This window comes from Herbiconiux sp. 320_LB (assembly GCF_059691755.1).
The window spans coordinates 141,562-156,715 of sequence record NZ_JCAWAD010000002.1 but is presented as its reverse complement, the minus strand read 5'-3'; the positions used below and the strand labels follow the sequence as shown (position 1 = coordinate 156,715).

Below are 15,154 nucleotides of genomic sequence, written 5' to 3'. Positions count from 1 at the left end.
TATAAACATATTTAGATAGGCGGAAGACCATGGATCACGCTCCTTCCCGCGACCGCGTCGCCCTCGTGCTGCACGGCGGAGGCGGTCCGCAGACCGTCGCGCCGGTCGTCGCCCACCTGGCGTCGTCGTTCACCGTGCTCGCCCCTACGCATCCGGGGTGGCAGGGCACGCCGCGCCCCGACGACATCGACTCGGTCGCGGCGCTCGCGGCCCTGTACCTCGACCGGCTCGCCGCCGACGGGGTGCGCGACGTGACCGTCGTCGGCTCGTCGATCGGCGGCTGGATCGCCCTCGAGATGGCGACGCAGGCGGCGGCCTCGGCTCGGGATGCGGCGGCCCCCGTGTCGGCCGGCGCCTTCGCGACCGTGCCCGCATCCGCATCCGCATCCGCATCCGGATCCGCGCCCGCGCCCGCAGCTGCATCCGGATCCGCGCCCGCATCCGCGTCCGCACCCGACCGGTACGCCGGCCTCATCGGCGCCGTGATCGACATCGACGGCGTCGGCGCGCTCATCGAGGGCGAGCCGATCGTCGACTTCTTCGCCCTCGACGCCCGCGGGCTCGCCGAGGTCGCCTGGCACGACCCCGAGCGCGGGTACCTCGACCCGGCCGGCTTCACGGCCGAGCAGCGGGCCATCCAGCAGTCGAACGGGCAGACCATGGCGGCCGTCGCCGGGCGCGGGATGAACGACCCGAGCCTGGTGGGCCGCCTCGCGACGATCGCCGTCCCGACCCTGGTCGTCTACGGCGAGAGCGACCGGGTGGTGACTCCCGCCTATGGCCGCGCGGTCGCCGCGGCGATCCCGGGCGCTCGGTTCGCCGAGGTCCCCGCAGCGGGCCATCTCCCTCACCTCGAGAACCCCGAGGCGACCTGGGCGGTGCTCGACCCCTTCCTGGCGAGCCTCCGCTGACCCGACGCCCACCGCCTAAACGGCACCGGCACCGGCCCCGGACGCTCATGGAGGGCTCATAGGGATGGCATAGCAGGCGCAATTCTCGGTTGCCGACACTGGAGCGAACCCCCCAGCCGCACCCGAAAGGACGTCACGCCATGAGCAGGATCCCCGAACCCGACTCCACCCCCCGAGGCCCCTCCTACGAAGGCCGCCTGCTCGATCGGGCCGACGACGAGGTCGTCGACCAGGGGGTCGCCTTCGACATCCGCACGCTGATCAGCCGGCGCGCCGTGCTCGGTGTCGTCGGCCTCGGCGCGGGGGCCATGGCGCTGGCCGCGTGCACCCCCACCGGCGGCAGCACAGGTGCCGCAGCCGGGGCGGCGACGTCGACGGCGAATCCGTCACCGACCTCGACCGGAGGTAGCTCCGCATCCGGGACAGCCACAGGCCTCCCGGCCGGCGAGATCCCCGACGAGACCGCCGGCCCGTACCCCGGCGACGGCTCGAACGGGGCCGACGTGCTCGCCGAGTCGGGTGTGGTGCGCAGCGACATCCGCTCGAGCATCGGTGGCGGAACCACCGCGGCCGGCGTTCCGATGGCCCTGACGCTGACCATCCTCGACACCGCGAACGGCGACGTGCCCTTTGCGAACGCGGCCGTCTACGTCTGGCACTGCGACGCGGCCGGTGGCTACTCGATGTACTCCAGCGGCATCGAGAACGAGACCTACCTCCGCGGCGTGCAGGTCGCCGATGCGAGCGGTGTCGTGTCGTACACCTCGATCGTCCCGGCCTGTTACACCGGGCGCTGGCCGCACATCCACTTCGAGGTCTATCGCAGCGTCGACGACATCGGCGACTCGGCCAACGCGATCGCCACCTCGCAGGTGGCCCTGCCTCAGGATGCGGCGGAGACCGTGTACGCCCGCTCGGAGTATGCGGGGTCGAGCCAGAACCTCGCGCAGGTGAGCCTCGACTCCGACAACGTGTTCGGCGACGACGGGGGAGCGCTGCAGCTGGCGACCGTGAGTGGGGATGCGGCTGCGGGCTACCGCGTCTCGCTGACGGCCCGCGTCGACACGGGCACCACCCCCACGGCCGGCTCAGCGCCCTCGGGCGGGAGCGGCCCGGGCGGGGCCGGCGGCCCGGGCGGCGCCGGTGGCGCGGGCGGCGCCGGTGGCACGCCCCCGTCCGGTAGTGGCGCGGGCGGTATGTCGAACTCCTGACCCAGCTCGTCTTCCTCCATCCACCCCCACTCAGAAAGCAGATCTCGTCATGGGTTTCCTCCAGAATCTCACCGGATGGCACGCGCTCATCCTCCTCGCCGTCGTGCTCCTCTTCTTCGGCGCCGCCAAGCTCCCCGCCCTGGCGAGGAGTCTCGGGCAGTCGGCCCGCATCCTGAAGTCCGAGGTCGCCGAGCCGACCGAGACCGCGGCGCCATCGACCGCCCGCGCCGGGGCTGCCGCACCGTCGACCGACCCGGCCGTGCCGTCGACCGAGTCAACAGTGCCTGCGACCGAGTCGGCCGAAACCGCCGCACCCGCTCCAAGGCCATGACGGTGTTCTCCGCGCCGGTGCGGGCAGCGAGAGCGGCGGCGAAGGCGGCAACCGCGACCGCGACTGCGCCCGCGGCGCCCTCCGGCCTCCGCCGAGAGCCCGCGAGGAGGAGCGGATGTTCGGGCTGACGTTCGAGAAACTCCTGGTCATCGGCGTGCTGGCCGCGTTCCTGATCGGTCCGCAGCGGCTCCCGGTCTATGCGGAGAAGCTCGCCACGATGGTCCGGGCGCTGCGGGGCTTCACCGACACGGCCCGCGTTCGCCTGGCCGACGAGCTCGGCGCCGACTTCGACCCGGCCGACTGGAAAGACCTCGACCCCCGCCAGTACGACCCCCGCCGCATCGTGCGCGACGCCCTGGTGGCCGACCCCGACCCCGCGCCCGCCGACCCGCGGCCCGACGGTCTCGCGCCCGCAGACCCGTCGGTCGATCTCCGGTCGGCCGATCCCTCGCCTGCAGCTCTCCCGTCGGCCGACCGGCAGCTCGCCGATGACCCGTCCGCCGAGGCTCAATTCGCGGGCCGTCCGTCCGTACCAGTTCTGAAGCCGGCGTCCCGGGTCGCCCCGGGCGGGTGGCAGGCAGCGATGCTCGCCCGGGTCCCCGCGGCTGCTCCGCTGCCGCGACCGCGTCGCTGATCGCTGCGGGTCAGACACCGGGGGCCGCGGGTCAGGCGCCGGGGGCCGCGGGTCAGGCGCCGGGGTGAGACGAGTTCCGGATCATCCCGAAGCCCTCGTCGGCCGGGTGGCACGCGCGCCGGCGACGAGCAGACCCGAAGCGAGCAGCAGGCCGGCGAGGGCCAGTGCCTCGACGGGGGTGCCCCCGGTCGCAGCGAGCCGGGCCCCGCCCGTGCCTGCCGGAGACCCGCCAGAAGCCGCAGCTCCCGGTGCCCCACTCCCAGGAGCCGCACCCTCGGGCCCAGAACCTCCTGGCCCCGTGCTCCCGGGCCCGCCCCCCGCCCCAGGCGGCGCCACGACCGGCGCCGGCAGCGCGAACACTCCCAGTCCCGTGTCGGCGAACGCGCTGAACCCGGTCGTGCCCTCGATCCCCTCGATGCTCAGCCGATACCCCGAGCCCGGCACGAGTCCGTCGAACACGAAGCGCCCGTCCGCATCCGTCATGGTCGTCGCCAGGGGTGTCGAGCTGGACGGCGGCAGCACGCTGACCTCGATGTCCGGCACCGGCACCCCCCTCGACGAGACGACCGTGCCGTCGACGGACACGGCGTTCGGCGTGGGTACCTCCAGTTCCAGCGGCGTGACCGGTTCGCCCGCGGCCGGCGCGGTGAAGTGGATGGGGTTCTCGGCGTCGTCTCCCACGATCGCGACGTACTCCGCCGAGGGGATGAGCCCGTCGGCGGTGAACGCGCCGTTCTCATCCGTCACGACCGACGCATCCGGGCCGGTGGGCTGCGCGCCCGACGGCACCCCGGCAACCGTTGGGACGGGGATGATGTCGACGGTCTGGCCGGCGGCCGGCGTCCCGTCCGGACCCAGGATGGTGCCGGTCACCTCGACCGTCACCGGCTCGGGGGGCAGCATGCGGTTGCCGAGTCCGGCGGGCGCGACGAACTCGGTCGAGTTGCCGGTGGGGACGTCGACGAGCGCGTAGTTCTTCGCAGGATCCAGCCCCGCGAACGTGTACCGGCCGTCGGCGTCGGTGACCTCCGTGTCGGAGGGCTCGGTCGCTCCCTCGGCGATGATGCTCAGTTCGCGCCCGGCCGCCGGCTGCCCGTCCGAATCGGTGATCACGCCGGAAGCCGTCGTGGTGGCCGGGGCGCCGGCGGAGGTGGTGAAGACGACGTCGAGCCCCGCCCGGTCGCCGTCCTGCAGCGAGAAGCCGAGCGGGTCCGCCGGCTCGGCCCCCGCCGGCGGCGCGACCGCGACCCGGTACCCGGGTGCCGCGACCAGCGCGGGCACCGAATACGTGCCGTCGGCCCTCGTCTCGGTCACGGCGACGACCCGGCCGGCCGCGTCGGTGACCGTCACGGCCGCACCCGCGTAGGGCACCGCATCCGTACCCTCGCCGATGGTGGCCGTGCCGCTCGCCGAGACCGTCCTCGTCGCGAACCAGGTCTGGTAGATCGGGAATCCGCTGCGCTGCTGGAACGAGATCGTCAGCGAACCCAGGGGCACGGAGGGGCTGAACCAACCGGCGGCGCCCTCGGTGTCGGCGGCCGCCGCATTGCCGGTGAGGGTGCCGGTCGCTGCATCCCATCGCGGCACGTCGCCGATCGCGGCCGAGTCGCAGGAGGGGCCGCCGGCCTGGCGGCAGTAGTTGTACCCGCCCTGGAAGCCCAGGGCCTCGGCCGGGACGAGTGCCCCGTCGGGGTCGGTCGCGGTGATCGTCACCTGGTCGGCATCGATGTCGCCGAGCACGAACGACCAGCCGGCCGTGGGTGTCGGGCTCGCGAACAGGTAAGTGGTGACGGCGGCGCCCGCCGGGTTCGGGGTGTCCTGCGCCGGACGCTGGTTGAGGTAGGCGCTGCCCTTGCTGCTGCCATACAGCGCGCCCGGGGGAGTGGCCGGCGCCTGCCAGGTGCTCGACCCGCTCGGCACGGAGGTCTGCCGCGAGGTGGAGGTGAACGTCGTCGCGGGGAAGCCGCCGCCGAGTGTCATCGTGCCCGAGTAGGCGCGGGCCGAGCCCGACACCTCGAACGACCCCCACGACCCGGACTCGGCGGCGGATGCGCCGGTCGCGCCCGCGAGGGCCAGTGCGGTGGCGACAATTCCGGTGGTCGCGGCGGCCGCGAGACGACGGGACCAGGGGCGGGTGGCCCTGGTGCGCGCGACCCGGGTGCGGGTGGCCCGGGTGCCGGCGGCCCAGGTGCGGGTGGTCGGTACGGTGCTCATGCGTCGTCCTCACTCGTCGGGCCCCCATCGGCCGCTGAGTATCGAGGGTATGCATTGCCCGACGATTTGTCACCCGTTCAGGGGCTTCGCGCACCAGGCGGCGCTGCGCGTCTGACGGCGATGGTCGCCGGATGCTCGGTTCGGCCCACGCCGCGATGCCCAGGCCGCGACGCTTAGCCCGCAACACCGGTCACGCAACGCGGCCGAGGCCGCGACGCCGAGGCCGGACGCCGCGACGCCTAGGCCGCGACGCGGGCGTGGGCCTCCGCGAGCAGCGCGACCGAGCGCAGGCGCGCCTCGGTCGCCTGCGACGCGTGCGCCACGATGACCTCGTCGACGTCGGCGGTGCGCGCGAACTCCTCGACGTAGTCGGAGACCTCGGGGCCGGTGCCGATCCCGGTGTAGGTGGTCATGGCCTGCACGTGCGCGCCGGCCGGCGTGGTGAGCAGGTAGTCGAGCTCGTCGTCGCCGAAGGTGCGGTCGAGCGAGACGCGGCCGCTCTGGCGCAGCAGCATCATCAGCCGGGCGCGCTTCACCTGGGCGAGCTGCCGCACCGCATCCTCGGTGTCGTCGGCGGCGATCGCGTTCACGCCGGCGATGACGTACGGCTGATCGAGCTGCGCCGAGGGCGTGAACTCGCGTCGGTAGGTGGCGACCGCGTCGTGCAGCGCATCCGGAGCGAAGTGCGAGGCGAAGGCGTAGGGCAGCCCGAAGGCGGCGGCGAGCCGCGCGCCGAACAGCGACGAGCCGAGGATGTACAGGGGCACCCGCGAACCCGACCCGGGAGTCGCGTTCACGCCGGCCAGCCGGGACTCGCCCGCGAGGAACCCCTGCAGCTCGAGCACGTCGTCCGGGAACCGCTCCGACGACGCCGGGTCGCGGCGCAGCGCGCGGAAGGTCGCCTGGTCGCTGCCGGGTGCACGACCCAGCCCCAGGTCGATGCGGCCGGGGTGCAGGGCCTCGAGGGTTCCGAACTGCTCGGCGATCGTCAGCGGCGAGTGGTTCGGCAGCATCACACCGCCGGCGCCGAGCCGGATGGTGGAGGTCTGGGAGGCCACATGGGCGATCAGCACCGCGGTCGCGCTCGACGCGATCGAGGGCATGTTGTGGTGCTCGGCGTACCAGACCCGCCGGTAGCCGTTCGCCTCCGCCGTCTGAGCGAGCGCGACCGAGGCGGCGAAGCTGTCGCGGGCGGTCTCGCCGGGTGCGATCGGGGCGAGGTCGAGAATCGAGAGGGGAACGGTCATCTTCTTCTCAACGCCGATGCCCCGCTCCATGTTCCCGACCCCGCTCGCGCTAGCTGAGCCCCGAGGTGATCACCACCCGGGTCACCTCCGGATCCCTCAGTAGCTCGTACCCCGCCTCCACCCCGTCGAGGGCGATCTCGCGCGACATCAGGTCGTCGAGGTTGAACCGGCCCTGCAGGTAGAGGTCGGCGTACAGCGGGATGTCGTGCTTCGGCGTCGTCGAGCCCATGTAGACGCCCTGGATGCGCTTCTGCGTGCCGATCAGACCGATGGTCAGCAGCGGCAGCGTCGCCGACGGGTCGATGATGCCGATCAGGTAGAGGCCGCCGCCCGGGCGGATCATCTCGAGACCGGAGGCGGTCACCGCGGGGATCCCGACGAAGTCGAACGCCGCATCCGCACCCCGGCCGGTGATCGCCATCACCTCGGCGACCGCGTCGACCTTCGTCGAGTTGATGATGTGGGTGGCGCCGAAGCGCTTCGCCTTCTCGAGCTTGTCGTCGGCGACGTCGACGGCGATGATCCGGGTGGCTCCGGCGACGAGCGCCCCGTTGATCGCGTTCAGCCCGACGCCGCCCGCTCCGATGATCACGACGGCATCGCCGGCCTGGGTGTTCGAGGTGGTGATGACCGCGCCGGCACCGGTGACCACGCCGCAGCCGAGCAGGGCCGCCTGCGCGAACGGGATGGCGTCGCTCACCGCGACCAGCTGGTTCTCGTGGATGAGGGCGCGCTGGGCGAAGCCGCCGAGTCCGAAGACCTGCTCCACCCGGTGACCGTGGGCGTCGACGACGCGCGCCGGCTGGTCTCCCGCGCGCAAGGTGGCTTCAGGATGCTCGCACTGGAACGTGCGACCGGTCAGACAGGCCTCGCATCGGCCGCACGACTGCACCAGGCAGCCGACGACGTGGTCGCCGACGGAGAGCTCGGTGACGTCGGGGCCGACGGCGGCCACGACGCCGGCGACCTCGTGGCCGAGCAGCATCGGCAGCGGGCTGCCTAGATCGTTGCGGGAGTAGGTCAGGTCGGTGTGGCAGAGCCCGGAGGCCTTGACGTCGACGAGCACCTCCCGGCCGATCGGTTCGGCGAGCTCGACGTCTTCGGTGACGAATCCGGCGCCGATCTCGCGGACGAGGGTGGCTTTCATGGGTGTTCCTTTCTCGGGGTGAGGCTCGTGGCCTCCGTGGGGTCGGTGGTGAAGTCGGTGGCGGGGATGGCGGCGCCTGGGGCGGTGGCGGTGGTGGTGGTCGCGGTCGCGGTCGGCGGCGGGCTCGGCGGCCGGTGGCGGGCTCGACGGCCGGTTCGGTGGCGGATGTCAGCCCACGCCGCTGAACCAGCTCGGCAGCAGGCTGGTCAGGTGGTCGGCCAGCGCCTCCTCGTCGAGCGCGATCTCGCCGGCGATCCAGGCGTCGAGCAGCCCGTAGGCGGCCCCGGCGATGTAGCGCGCGGTGGCGGCGGGATCGAGGCCGGGCGGGCGGCCGGGATGCGTCAGCAGGGCCGCCTCGATCACCGCGGCCATCGCGCGCACGGCCGCGAGGTACGCATCCTTGCTGACCGGGAGCGCGCCGAGCGCGGAGTAGAGGGCGCGGTTGTCGGCGAAGTGCGCGACCAGGCGTTCCTGGGAGGCGTGCATCGCGTCGGCGCGGTGGTCGTGCTGGTAGAGGTCGGCGATCTGGGCGAACGCGTCGCGGCGCAGGCTGTCGGCCAGCTCGTGGAGGCTCGCGTAGTGGGCGTAGAAGCTGGCCCGGCTGATGCCGGCGGTGCGCGCGATCGCGGCGACACTGATCTCCTCGCCCGAGGCCGAGAGCTGGTGCACCGCGTCGGCCAGGCGGGCGCGGGTGCGGGAGGGCCGGGGATCGAGCGACTCCTGGAGGCCGCGGCGGAGCTCGTCGTTGGATCCGGCGGCAGCGCTCATGCTGCGACCCTACGCCACTTCTGGACAGGTGTACAGAAAAGGATGGTGGGCGGGGCGGCCCGGACCCGATCCGGCCGGCGCGATCGCGCCGAGCTCACCTCAGGGCGACGCTCTCCGCCGCCCGGCGGCCCCCCAGCCACTCCTCGAACCGCGTCGGGAAGCGGAACGCGTCGGGGCCGGGGAGCAGTTCGTCCGGCGCGAGGGTGGTGCCGAAGTACCGGGCCAGCGGGTCGGTCTCGATCGCGACCTCGCGCGGATCCTGCCGGGCCCGCAGCTCCAGCCGCACGAGGTCGCGCAGCGCGAAGACCTCGGGCCCGGCGTACTCGCGGGTCGTGCCGGTCGGTTCCCCGAGCGCCGTGGTCGTCACCGCATCCGCCACGTCGTCGCCCGCGATCGGCTGCACCGATGCCTCGGCGAGCCGCACCTGCCCGTGCTGCGTGGAGGCGTCGGCGATGCTCCGCACGAACTCGAAGAACTGGGTCGCGTGCACGAGCGAGTACGGCATCGACGACCGCCGGATCAGGGTCTCCTGCGCATCCTTCGCGAAGAAGTAGCCGCGTTCGGTCTGCGCCAGGCGATCGGTGCCGACGACCGAGAGCGCCACGTGATGGCCGACGCCCGCGGCCCGGCCGTAGGTGAGGAGGTTGAGCGTGGAGGCGTAGAAGAACTCGAGCGCCCCGGCCTGGTCGGTGTACGACGAGTTCGAGAGGTCGACCACCGTCTCGGCTCCGTCGAGCGCCTCGGCGAGGCCCTCTCCCGTGTACGAGTTCACGCCGGTGCGGCGAGCGGCCGCGGTCACCTCGTGCCCCGCATCCTGCAGCCGGGCCACCACCTTCGACCCGATCAGTCCGGTTCCTCCGACGACGACGATTCTCATGGCGGCCCTTCCGTCTCGCGCGGCCCGACGGGCTGCGTCACGACAGCTACGACCGGGTGGGGCGCGGATCCGTGACATCCGGTCACAGATCGGCCGGGCATCCGGTCAGAGCTGTCGAGCGGTCGCAGGCGGCGACCTCGGCGAGAAGGAGACCCATGTCGCACGGTGCCCGGGACACGGATGCCCGACCAGGCCTACGGTGGAGCCACGCTGCCGGCGCCGGCAGCGCCGTCGACCCCGGCCACCCCGACGGCCCCGCCGACGCCGGCCACACCGGCCAGCGCGCCCGGCCGGACCGCCCCCACCGCGGCAACCCTGCCCGGCTAGACCACTGCCACCCCGACCACCCCGACGCGAAGGAGCACCCCGCAATCGACGAGCGACCCCCGGCCGACGACCTCGCCGAGGCCACCGAGCTCTTCTCCGCGGTGCGCCGCCGCCTCTTCGGCATCGCGTACCGGATGCTCGGCACCGTCTCCGAGGCCGAGGACATCGTGCAGGACGTCTGGCTCCGCTGGCAGACCTGCGACCGCAGCGTCGTGCTCGACCCGCCCGCGTTCCTCGCGACCGCGACCACGCGCCTGGCCATCAACGTGCTGCAGTCGGCCCGCTCCCGCCGGGAGACCTACATCGGCCCCTGGCTGCCCGAGCCGGTCAACACCGATGACGACCCCGCGCTCGGCGCCGAACGCGGCGAGGCCCTGAATTTCGCGATGCTGCTGCTGCTCGAGAAGCTCACCCCCACCGAGCGCGCCGCCTACGTGCTGCGCGAGGCCTTCGACTACCCCTACCCGCAGATCGCGCAGATCGTGCAGCTGAAGGAGCCGGCCACCCGCCAGCTGGTCAGCCGCGCCCGCAAGCACCTGGCCGGTGAGAAGCGCGCCGCGGTCGAGTCGGCCGAGCAGCGTCGGCTGCTGGCGGCGTTCCTGCAGGCGGCGCAGGAGGGGGACATCGCGGCGCTCGAGGAACTGTTCGTGACGGATGTCGTCAGCTACTCCGACGGCAACGGCGTGAAGCTCGCGGCCCGCGTCCCGATCCTCGGCCGCCACCGGGTCGCCCAGTTCATCGCCGCGTTCTCGGGCCATTTCTGGCGCGGCAAGTCGATCGCCTGGGCCGAGCTGAACGGCCAGCCCGCGGTACTCCTCGAGGAGGACGGCGTCGTCACGACCGCCCTCACCGTCACGGCCGGCGGCGACGGCATCCGGCAGGTGCTGTGGATGATGAGCCCCGCAAAGCTCACCCGCACGGCTCCGGCTCCCGCGTGACGCGGCACCGCGACCTGGTGCGGGCGTTGCAGCGGGCCTTCGAGGCGGGCGACCCGGCGGCGATCGAGGCGCTCCTCGACCCCGCGATCACCCTCGTCCTCGACGCCGGCCACCCCGCCGCTCCCTCCGCCCCCGGCGGGCCCGCCGCTTCCTCCGCCGTCCCACCCGGGATCGCTGCTGAGGCTACTGCCCATGGCATCGAGGACACCTCCGCGCTCCTCCTCCGCCTCTTCGCTGGTCCGACCGCCGGCGCCCCGGCCCTCACCTTCGTCGAGCACTCGGTGAACGGATGCGCGGGCCTGGTCGCGCGCGAGGGCGACCGCGCGATCGCCGTCATCGCGGTCGACACCACCACCGCCCACACCGCCACCGAACCCGCCGGCGCCATCACGGCCCTCTGGGTAGTCGCCTCACCCGCCAAGATCCGCCACTGGAACACCCCCTGACCCGAGCGCCCCGGTCGCCGACGGCGGGTTAGTGGTCGTAAGGCTCTGGTGCAGAGCGGCCGATGGTCATCGGGTTCGCACCGTCCGACTCGTGCAGAAAAAGCGGCCCTGGTAAAGTCGAGGCGTGCTGACTGACGAGATCGACAAAGCGTAGTCCCGGTCACCGGAGGCTGATCCAGCCCCCGCGCGGCCGAACGCTGTTCATCGTCCGCTTCTCTCGTCGAGGTTCTCGCATGTCCACCGGCACATCCGCCATCGTCCTTTCGCACGTCTCCTTCTCCTGGCCCGACGGCACGACCGTCCTGTCCGATGTCTCCGGAGGCTTCTCTCCGGGCCGCACCGGCCTCGTCGGCGACAACGGCGCCGGCAAGTCCACCCTGCTGCGCCTCGTCGCGCGCGACCTGCTCCCCGCATCCGGCACCGTCACGACCACGGGCGACGTCGGCTACCTCCGCCAGTCGATCACCTGGGACGACTCGGCGACCGTGACCGACCTCCTCGGCATCCGAGGGGTGCGGGATGCGCTCCGCGCCCTCGAGGGCGGCGACGTCTCCGAAGCCCTCTTCGACACGATCGGCGACGACTGGGACATCGAGTCGCGGGCCGAGATCGCCCTCGACGCGATCGGCTTCTCGGCCGCCGACCTCGACCGCCCGGCGAGCGCGCTCTCGGGCGGCGAGGCCATGTTGATCACGATCACGGGTCTGCGCGTGCGCGAGCACCCGATCACGCTGCTCGACGAACCCACGAACAACCTCGACCGCGCCACCCGTGACCGCCTGGCCCGGCTGCTCGACGACTGGCCGGGCACCCTCGTCGTGGTCAGTCACGACCTCGACCTGCTCGAGCGCATGGACCAGACGACCGAGCTCTACCGCGGCCGACTCACCACCTTCGGCGGCCCGTACAGCGAGTGGCGGGCCGCTCTCGACCGGCAGCAGGCCGATGCGGTTCAGGATGCCGCGGCTGCCCAGCACGCGGTCAAGTCCGAGCAGCGGCAGCGCGCCGAGGCGGAGTCGCGGCTGGCCCGGCGCGCGAAGAACGCGAAGACGGCGAACGAGAACAAGAGGGGCTCGAAGATCCTGATGAACGGGCTCGCGTCGCGCGCGGAGGTGTCGGCCGGCAAGCTCCGCACCGGACTCGACGACCGGATGAGCGCGGCTCAGGCGGCGCGCGAGGAGGCGAACGCGCGCATCCGCCCCGACCAGCGGATCACGCTCGAGCTCCCGGATCCCGACGTGCCGGTGGGCCGCCGCATCGCCGAGCTGCATGGCACCGACCGCACCCACCTCATCCAGGGCCCCGAGCGCATCGCGATCGTCGGCGCGAACGGCGTGGGCAAGACGACGCTGCTCGAGGCTCTCGTCGCGAGCGGTGACGCGGGTCCCGGCCCAGCTGCCGGCGACCCGGGGCGCGCCGAGCCCGCCCGAGCCGGGGGAGTGCTGCACACCGACCGGGTCGGCTACCTCGCCCAACGACTCTCCGGGATCGACGAGACCGCGGGTGCCCTGGAGAACGTGCGGGCGGTGGCGCCGAACGTCGCCGACTCGATCATCCGCAATCGTCTGGGTCGGCTGCTGATCAAGGGCGACGCGGTCGACCGCCCGGTCGCGACCCTGAGCGGCGGTGAGCGGTTCCGCGTTCTGCTCGCCCGTCAGCTGCTCGCCGACCCGCCGGTGCAGCTGCTGATCCTCGACGAGCCGACGAACAACCTCGACGTCACGAGTGTCGACCAGCTGGTCGACGCGCTGACCGCCTACCGGGGTGCGCTGATCGTGGTCAGCCACGACGACCGTTTCCTCGCGCGTCTCGGCCTGACGCTGACGCTCGAGCTCACCCCGGAGGGAGCGCTCCGCGAGCGCTGAGGCCTGAGGCACACGGCGTCAGCTGTACGGGTAGACGGAGAAGGCGTACTGTCCGCGTCATGGGATGGCTCATCGGCATCGGGGCTCTGGTCGCGATCGTTGTCGGGATCGCCGGTGGCCGCGACGAGATCCGTGCCCTCCGTTCAACGAAGAACGGAGCCAAATTGATGCTCCCGGGCACACCCAAGAGACGCGTCAAGACCGATCTCGATTCTGATGACGACACTGGAGGGCCCGGCCGGTAGGGATCCGCCCACGGCCGGCGACCGGCCGCGCGCCGAAGCGTCGAGGCACCCGATGCCGAGGGCTGACCTCGCCACCGGACACGACTTCATTCGGCACACGCCAAACGCTGGCCGCCAGCCGCGAGACGACGAACCCCCTACCGCCCCACCGGCACCGGGTTCGCCCGCAGCCACTCCTCGAAGCTCAGCGTCGACAGCGTCGCGTCGGCCCCCGGCACCAACGTGTCGGCACCCGGGTGCCCACCGAAGTACGGCGCCTCGGGATCCGTCACCACCGAGCGCTTGTCCCCCCGGAACGTCATCCCCGTGCGCACGAACTCGTCGAGCCCGAACCTCTCCGGCCCGCCGATCTCGACGATGCGGTTCAGGGGTTCGCCCGCGGTGGTGCGCGCGACCGCGGTCGCGACATCCTCGGCCGCCATCGGCTGCACCGGCGCGTTGGGCAGCCGCACCTCGCCGTCGATGGTCGCGCTGTCGGCGATGCCCCGGGCGAACTCGTAGAACTGGGTGGCCCGCACGATCGACCACGGCAGCGTCGACTCGCGGATCAGCTTCTCCTGCGCGACCTTCGCCCGCAGGTAGCCGCTGTCGGGCATCCGCTCGGCACCGACCACCGAGAGGGCGACGTAGTGCCCGACCCCGGCGGCCTCGGCGGCGGCGAGGATGTTGGTGGTCGCGGTGGTGAAGAACCGCATCACGTCGTCGTCGGCGAACGACGGCGAGTTCGAGACGTCGAGCACGGTGTCGGCGCCGGCGAGCACCTCGGCGAGACCCTTGCCGGTGAGGGTGTTCACGCCGGTGTTCGGTGACGCGGCGATCGCCTCGTGCCCGTGCTCGGTGAGCTTCGCGACGACCTTGGAGCCGATGAGGCCCGTGCCTCCGATGACGACGATCCTGGACATGGTCAACCTTCCGTTGGGTGCGGCCGCGGTGCGTTCCGCGCCCGTCCCCAACTACGACCGGATGCGCGGCCCCGCTGTGACGCCCTCGTCATTTGTAGACCAATGGTCTTGCCGCCTTGGAACATCCTGTTAGATTCGATCTAGTTAGCACTGGTCAACAGATCGGTGTCTCGGGTCGGGGTGTCGTGTGTGCAGTACGACATTCCTTCGATGCAGAAGGAATCTTGTGAACACACGTTTCTCATGGCGGAAATTGCTGGCTGTGCCGGCGATCGCCGCGCTCGCACTCGGCGGCCTCATGGTCTCCGCCACCGCCGCCAACGCGGCTGAGGCCGGCCTCACGGTCACGGCACCGGGCGAGGGGACGACCGTCGCCTCCCGCACCGTCACGGTGACGGGATCCGTCTTCGGCGGAGCGACCGTCATCGTCTATGCGGCCGACGGCACCACCGTGCTCTCGCGCGTCAACCCGGGCGGCACCTTCGGGCAGCCGACCCCCTACTCGCTCACCCTCCCCGAGTACGCGGAGGACGCGTCGGTCGCTCAGACCATCGTGGTCGGTGGCATCTACGGCGGCAGCGGCATCCCGCAGCGCACCGTCAACTTCTCCCTCCCCGCGTCGTACAACTTCACGGTGACGAGCCCGACCGACGGTCAGACCGTCGACTCCCGCACGGTGATGTTCACCGGTACCGGCACGGATGGTTCGACCGTCAATGTGCTCACCCCCGCGGGTGACCGCGTTCCCGGCACCACCGCCGCCGTTGTCGAAGACGGTAAGTGGATGACCACGGGCACCTACGCCGACGACGCTGCGATCAGCCAGACCGTGAACGTCAACCAGGTCACCGGTGGCGCCGGCCGTGGCGAGCAGTCCGTCACCTTCAGCCTCCCCGCCGTCGTTCCGTCGAACAACTTCTCGGTGACGAGCCCGACCAATGGTCAGACCGTCGACTCCCGCACGGTGATCTTCACCGGTACCGGAACCGACGGTTCGACCGTCAACGTGCTCACCCCCGCGGGTGACCGCGTTCCCGGCACCACCGCCGCCGTTGTCGAAGACGGTAAGTGGATGACCACGGGCACCTACG

At 72.2% G+C, this 15,154-nt stretch carries 14 protein-coding genes; 8 read left to right on the top strand and 6 right to left on the bottom strand.

Features of this window, described 5'->3' with window-relative positions; genetic code table 11:
• Window positions 1-29: 29 nt before the first annotated feature.
• The 4 genes from AC59HU_RS04885 to AC59HU_RS04870 all read left to right on the top strand — a co-directional run bounded on the left by AC59HU_RS04885 (window position 30) and on the right by AC59HU_RS04870 (window position 3,087).
• Window positions 30-911, top strand: coding sequence for an alpha/beta fold hydrolase (locus tag AC59HU_RS04885; protein WP_497222233.1), 882 nt, complete (start codon window positions 30-32; stop codon window positions 909-911).
• A 140-nt stretch (window positions 912-1,051) separates the two neighbouring features.
• The gene (locus AC59HU_RS04880) at window positions 1,052-2,122 is read left to right on the top strand and encodes a dioxygenase family protein (protein ID WP_497222232.1); all 1,071 of its coding nucleotides are present in this window, start codon (window positions 1,052-1,054) and stop codon (window positions 2,120-2,122) included.
• Between the two features lie 49 nt (window positions 2,123-2,171).
• The gene (locus AC59HU_RS04875; protein WP_497222231.1) at window positions 2,172-2,453 is read left to right on the top strand and encodes a twin-arginine translocase TatA/TatE family subunit; all 282 of its coding nucleotides are present in this window, start codon (window positions 2,172-2,174) and stop codon (window positions 2,451-2,453) included.
• 115 nt (window positions 2,454-2,568) lie between these two features.
• Window positions 2,569-3,087: a twin-arginine translocase TatA/TatE family subunit gene (locus AC59HU_RS04870; RefSeq protein WP_497222230.1), complete on the top strand. Its 519-nt coding sequence runs from the start codon at window positions 2,569-2,571 to the stop codon at window positions 3,085-3,087.
• Between the two features lie 81 nt (window positions 3,088-3,168).
• Here the strand turns inward: AC59HU_RS04870 and AC59HU_RS04865 are convergent, their stop codons facing one another.
• The 5 genes from AC59HU_RS04865 to AC59HU_RS04845 all read right to left on the bottom strand — a co-directional run bounded on the left by AC59HU_RS04865 (window position 3,169) and on the right by AC59HU_RS04845 (window position 9,340).
• Window positions 3,169-5,301, bottom strand: coding sequence for a carboxypeptidase regulatory-like domain-containing protein (locus AC59HU_RS04865; protein WP_497222229.1), 2,133 nt, complete (start codon window positions 5,299-5,301; stop codon window positions 3,169-3,171).
• A gap of 239 nt (window positions 5,302-5,540) precedes the next feature.
• Window positions 5,541-6,548: an LLM class flavin-dependent oxidoreductase gene (locus AC59HU_RS04860; RefSeq protein ID WP_497222228.1), complete on the bottom strand. Its 1,008-nt coding sequence runs from the start codon at window positions 6,546-6,548 to the stop codon at window positions 5,541-5,543.
• 49 nt (window positions 6,549-6,597) lie between these two features.
• Window positions 6,598-7,695: a zinc-binding dehydrogenase gene (locus AC59HU_RS04855; protein ID WP_497222227.1), complete on the bottom strand. Its 1,098-nt coding sequence runs from the start codon at window positions 7,693-7,695 to the stop codon at window positions 6,598-6,600.
• Window positions 7,696-7,863: 168 nt separating this feature from the next.
• A complete protein-coding gene (locus tag AC59HU_RS04850) occupies window positions 7,864-8,463 on the bottom strand; it encodes a TetR/AcrR family transcriptional regulator (protein WP_497222226.1) in 600 nt (199 codons plus the stop codon).
• 94 nt (window positions 8,464-8,557) lie between these two features.
• Window positions 8,558-9,340, bottom strand: a complete 783-nt coding sequence (locus tag AC59HU_RS04845; protein WP_497222225.1) for an SDR family oxidoreductase — start codon at window positions 9,338-9,340, stop codon at window positions 8,558-8,560.
• Between the two features lie 155 nt (window positions 9,341-9,495).
• Here AC59HU_RS04845 and AC59HU_RS04840 point away from each other — a divergent pair, with 155 nt between their 5' ends.
• The 3 genes from AC59HU_RS04840 (at window position 9,496) to AC59HU_RS04830 (ending at window position 12,916) form a co-directional block, all read left to right on the top strand.
• Window positions 9,496-10,605 (top strand): RNA polymerase sigma-70 factor, encoded by a 1,110-nt coding sequence (locus tag AC59HU_RS04840; protein ID WP_497222224.1) that lies wholly within the window; start codon window positions 9,496-9,498, stop codon window positions 10,603-10,605.
• Window positions 10,602-11,051, top strand: coding sequence for a sigma-70 family RNA polymerase sigma factor family protein (locus tag AC59HU_RS04835; RefSeq protein ID WP_497222223.1), 450 nt, complete (start codon window positions 10,602-10,604; stop codon window positions 11,049-11,051). The genes AC59HU_RS04840 and AC59HU_RS04835 overlap by 4 nt, the downstream gene beginning before the upstream one ends.
• A 233-nt stretch (window positions 11,052-11,284) precedes the next feature.
• Complete coding sequence (locus tag AC59HU_RS04830; RefSeq protein ID WP_497222222.1) at window positions 11,285-12,916, top strand: ABC-F family ATP-binding cassette domain-containing protein; 1,632 nt, start codon at window positions 11,285-11,287, stop codon at window positions 12,914-12,916.
• 382 nt (window positions 12,917-13,298) lie between these two features.
• Here the strand turns inward: AC59HU_RS04830 and AC59HU_RS04825 are convergent, their stop codons facing one another.
• The gene (locus tag AC59HU_RS04825) at window positions 13,299-14,063 is read right to left on the bottom strand and encodes an SDR family oxidoreductase (RefSeq protein WP_497222221.1); all 765 of its coding nucleotides are present in this window, start codon (window positions 14,061-14,063) and stop codon (window positions 13,299-13,301) included.
• 262 nt (window positions 14,064-14,325) lie between these two features.
• Between AC59HU_RS04825 and AC59HU_RS04820 the strand changes: the two genes are divergently transcribed.
• The coding region (locus AC59HU_RS04820; RefSeq protein WP_497222220.1) for a hypothetical protein at window positions 14,326-15,154 on the top strand (829 nt) is incomplete at its 3' end.

Coding starts and splice junctions, on each gene's coding strand:
- AC59HU_RS04885 (WP_497222233.1), top strand. CDS start 30: ATGGATCACGCTCCTTCCCGCGACCGCGTCGCCCTCGTGCTGCACGGC.
- AC59HU_RS04880 (WP_497222232.1), top strand. CDS start 1,052: ATGAGCAGGATCCCCGAACCCGACTCCACCCCCCGAGGCCCCTCCTAC.
- AC59HU_RS04875 (WP_497222231.1), top strand. CDS start 2,172: ATGGGTTTCCTCCAGAATCTCACCGGATGGCACGCGCTCATCCTCCTC.
- AC59HU_RS04870 (WP_497222230.1), top strand. CDS start 2,569: ATGTTCGGGCTGACGTTCGAGAAACTCCTGGTCATCGGCGTGCTGGCC.
- AC59HU_RS04865 (WP_497222229.1), bottom strand. CDS start 5,301: ATGAGCACCGTACCGACCACCCGCACCTGGGCCGCCGGCACCCGGGCC.
- AC59HU_RS04860 (WP_497222228.1), bottom strand. CDS start 6,548: ATGACCGTTCCCCTCTCGATTCTCGACCTCGCCCCGATCGCACCCGGC.
- AC59HU_RS04855 (WP_497222227.1), bottom strand. CDS start 7,695: ATGAAAGCCACCCTCGTCCGCGAGATCGGCGCCGGATTCGTCACCGAA.
- AC59HU_RS04850 (WP_497222226.1), bottom strand. CDS start 8,463: ATGAGCGCTGCCGCCGGATCCAACGACGAGCTCCGCCGCGGCCTCCAG.
- AC59HU_RS04845 (WP_497222225.1), bottom strand. CDS start 9,340: ATGAGAATCGTCGTCGTCGGAGGAACCGGACTGATCGGGTCGAAGGTG.
- AC59HU_RS04840 (WP_497222224.1), top strand. CDS start 9,496: ATGTCGCACGGTGCCCGGGACACGGATGCCCGACCAGGCCTACGGTGG.
- AC59HU_RS04830 (WP_497222222.1), top strand. CDS start 11,285: ATGTCCACCGGCACATCCGCCATCGTCCTTTCGCACGTCTCCTTCTCC.
- AC59HU_RS04825 (WP_497222221.1), bottom strand. CDS start 14,063: ATGTCCAGGATCGTCGTCATCGGAGGCACGGGCCTCATCGGCTCCAAG.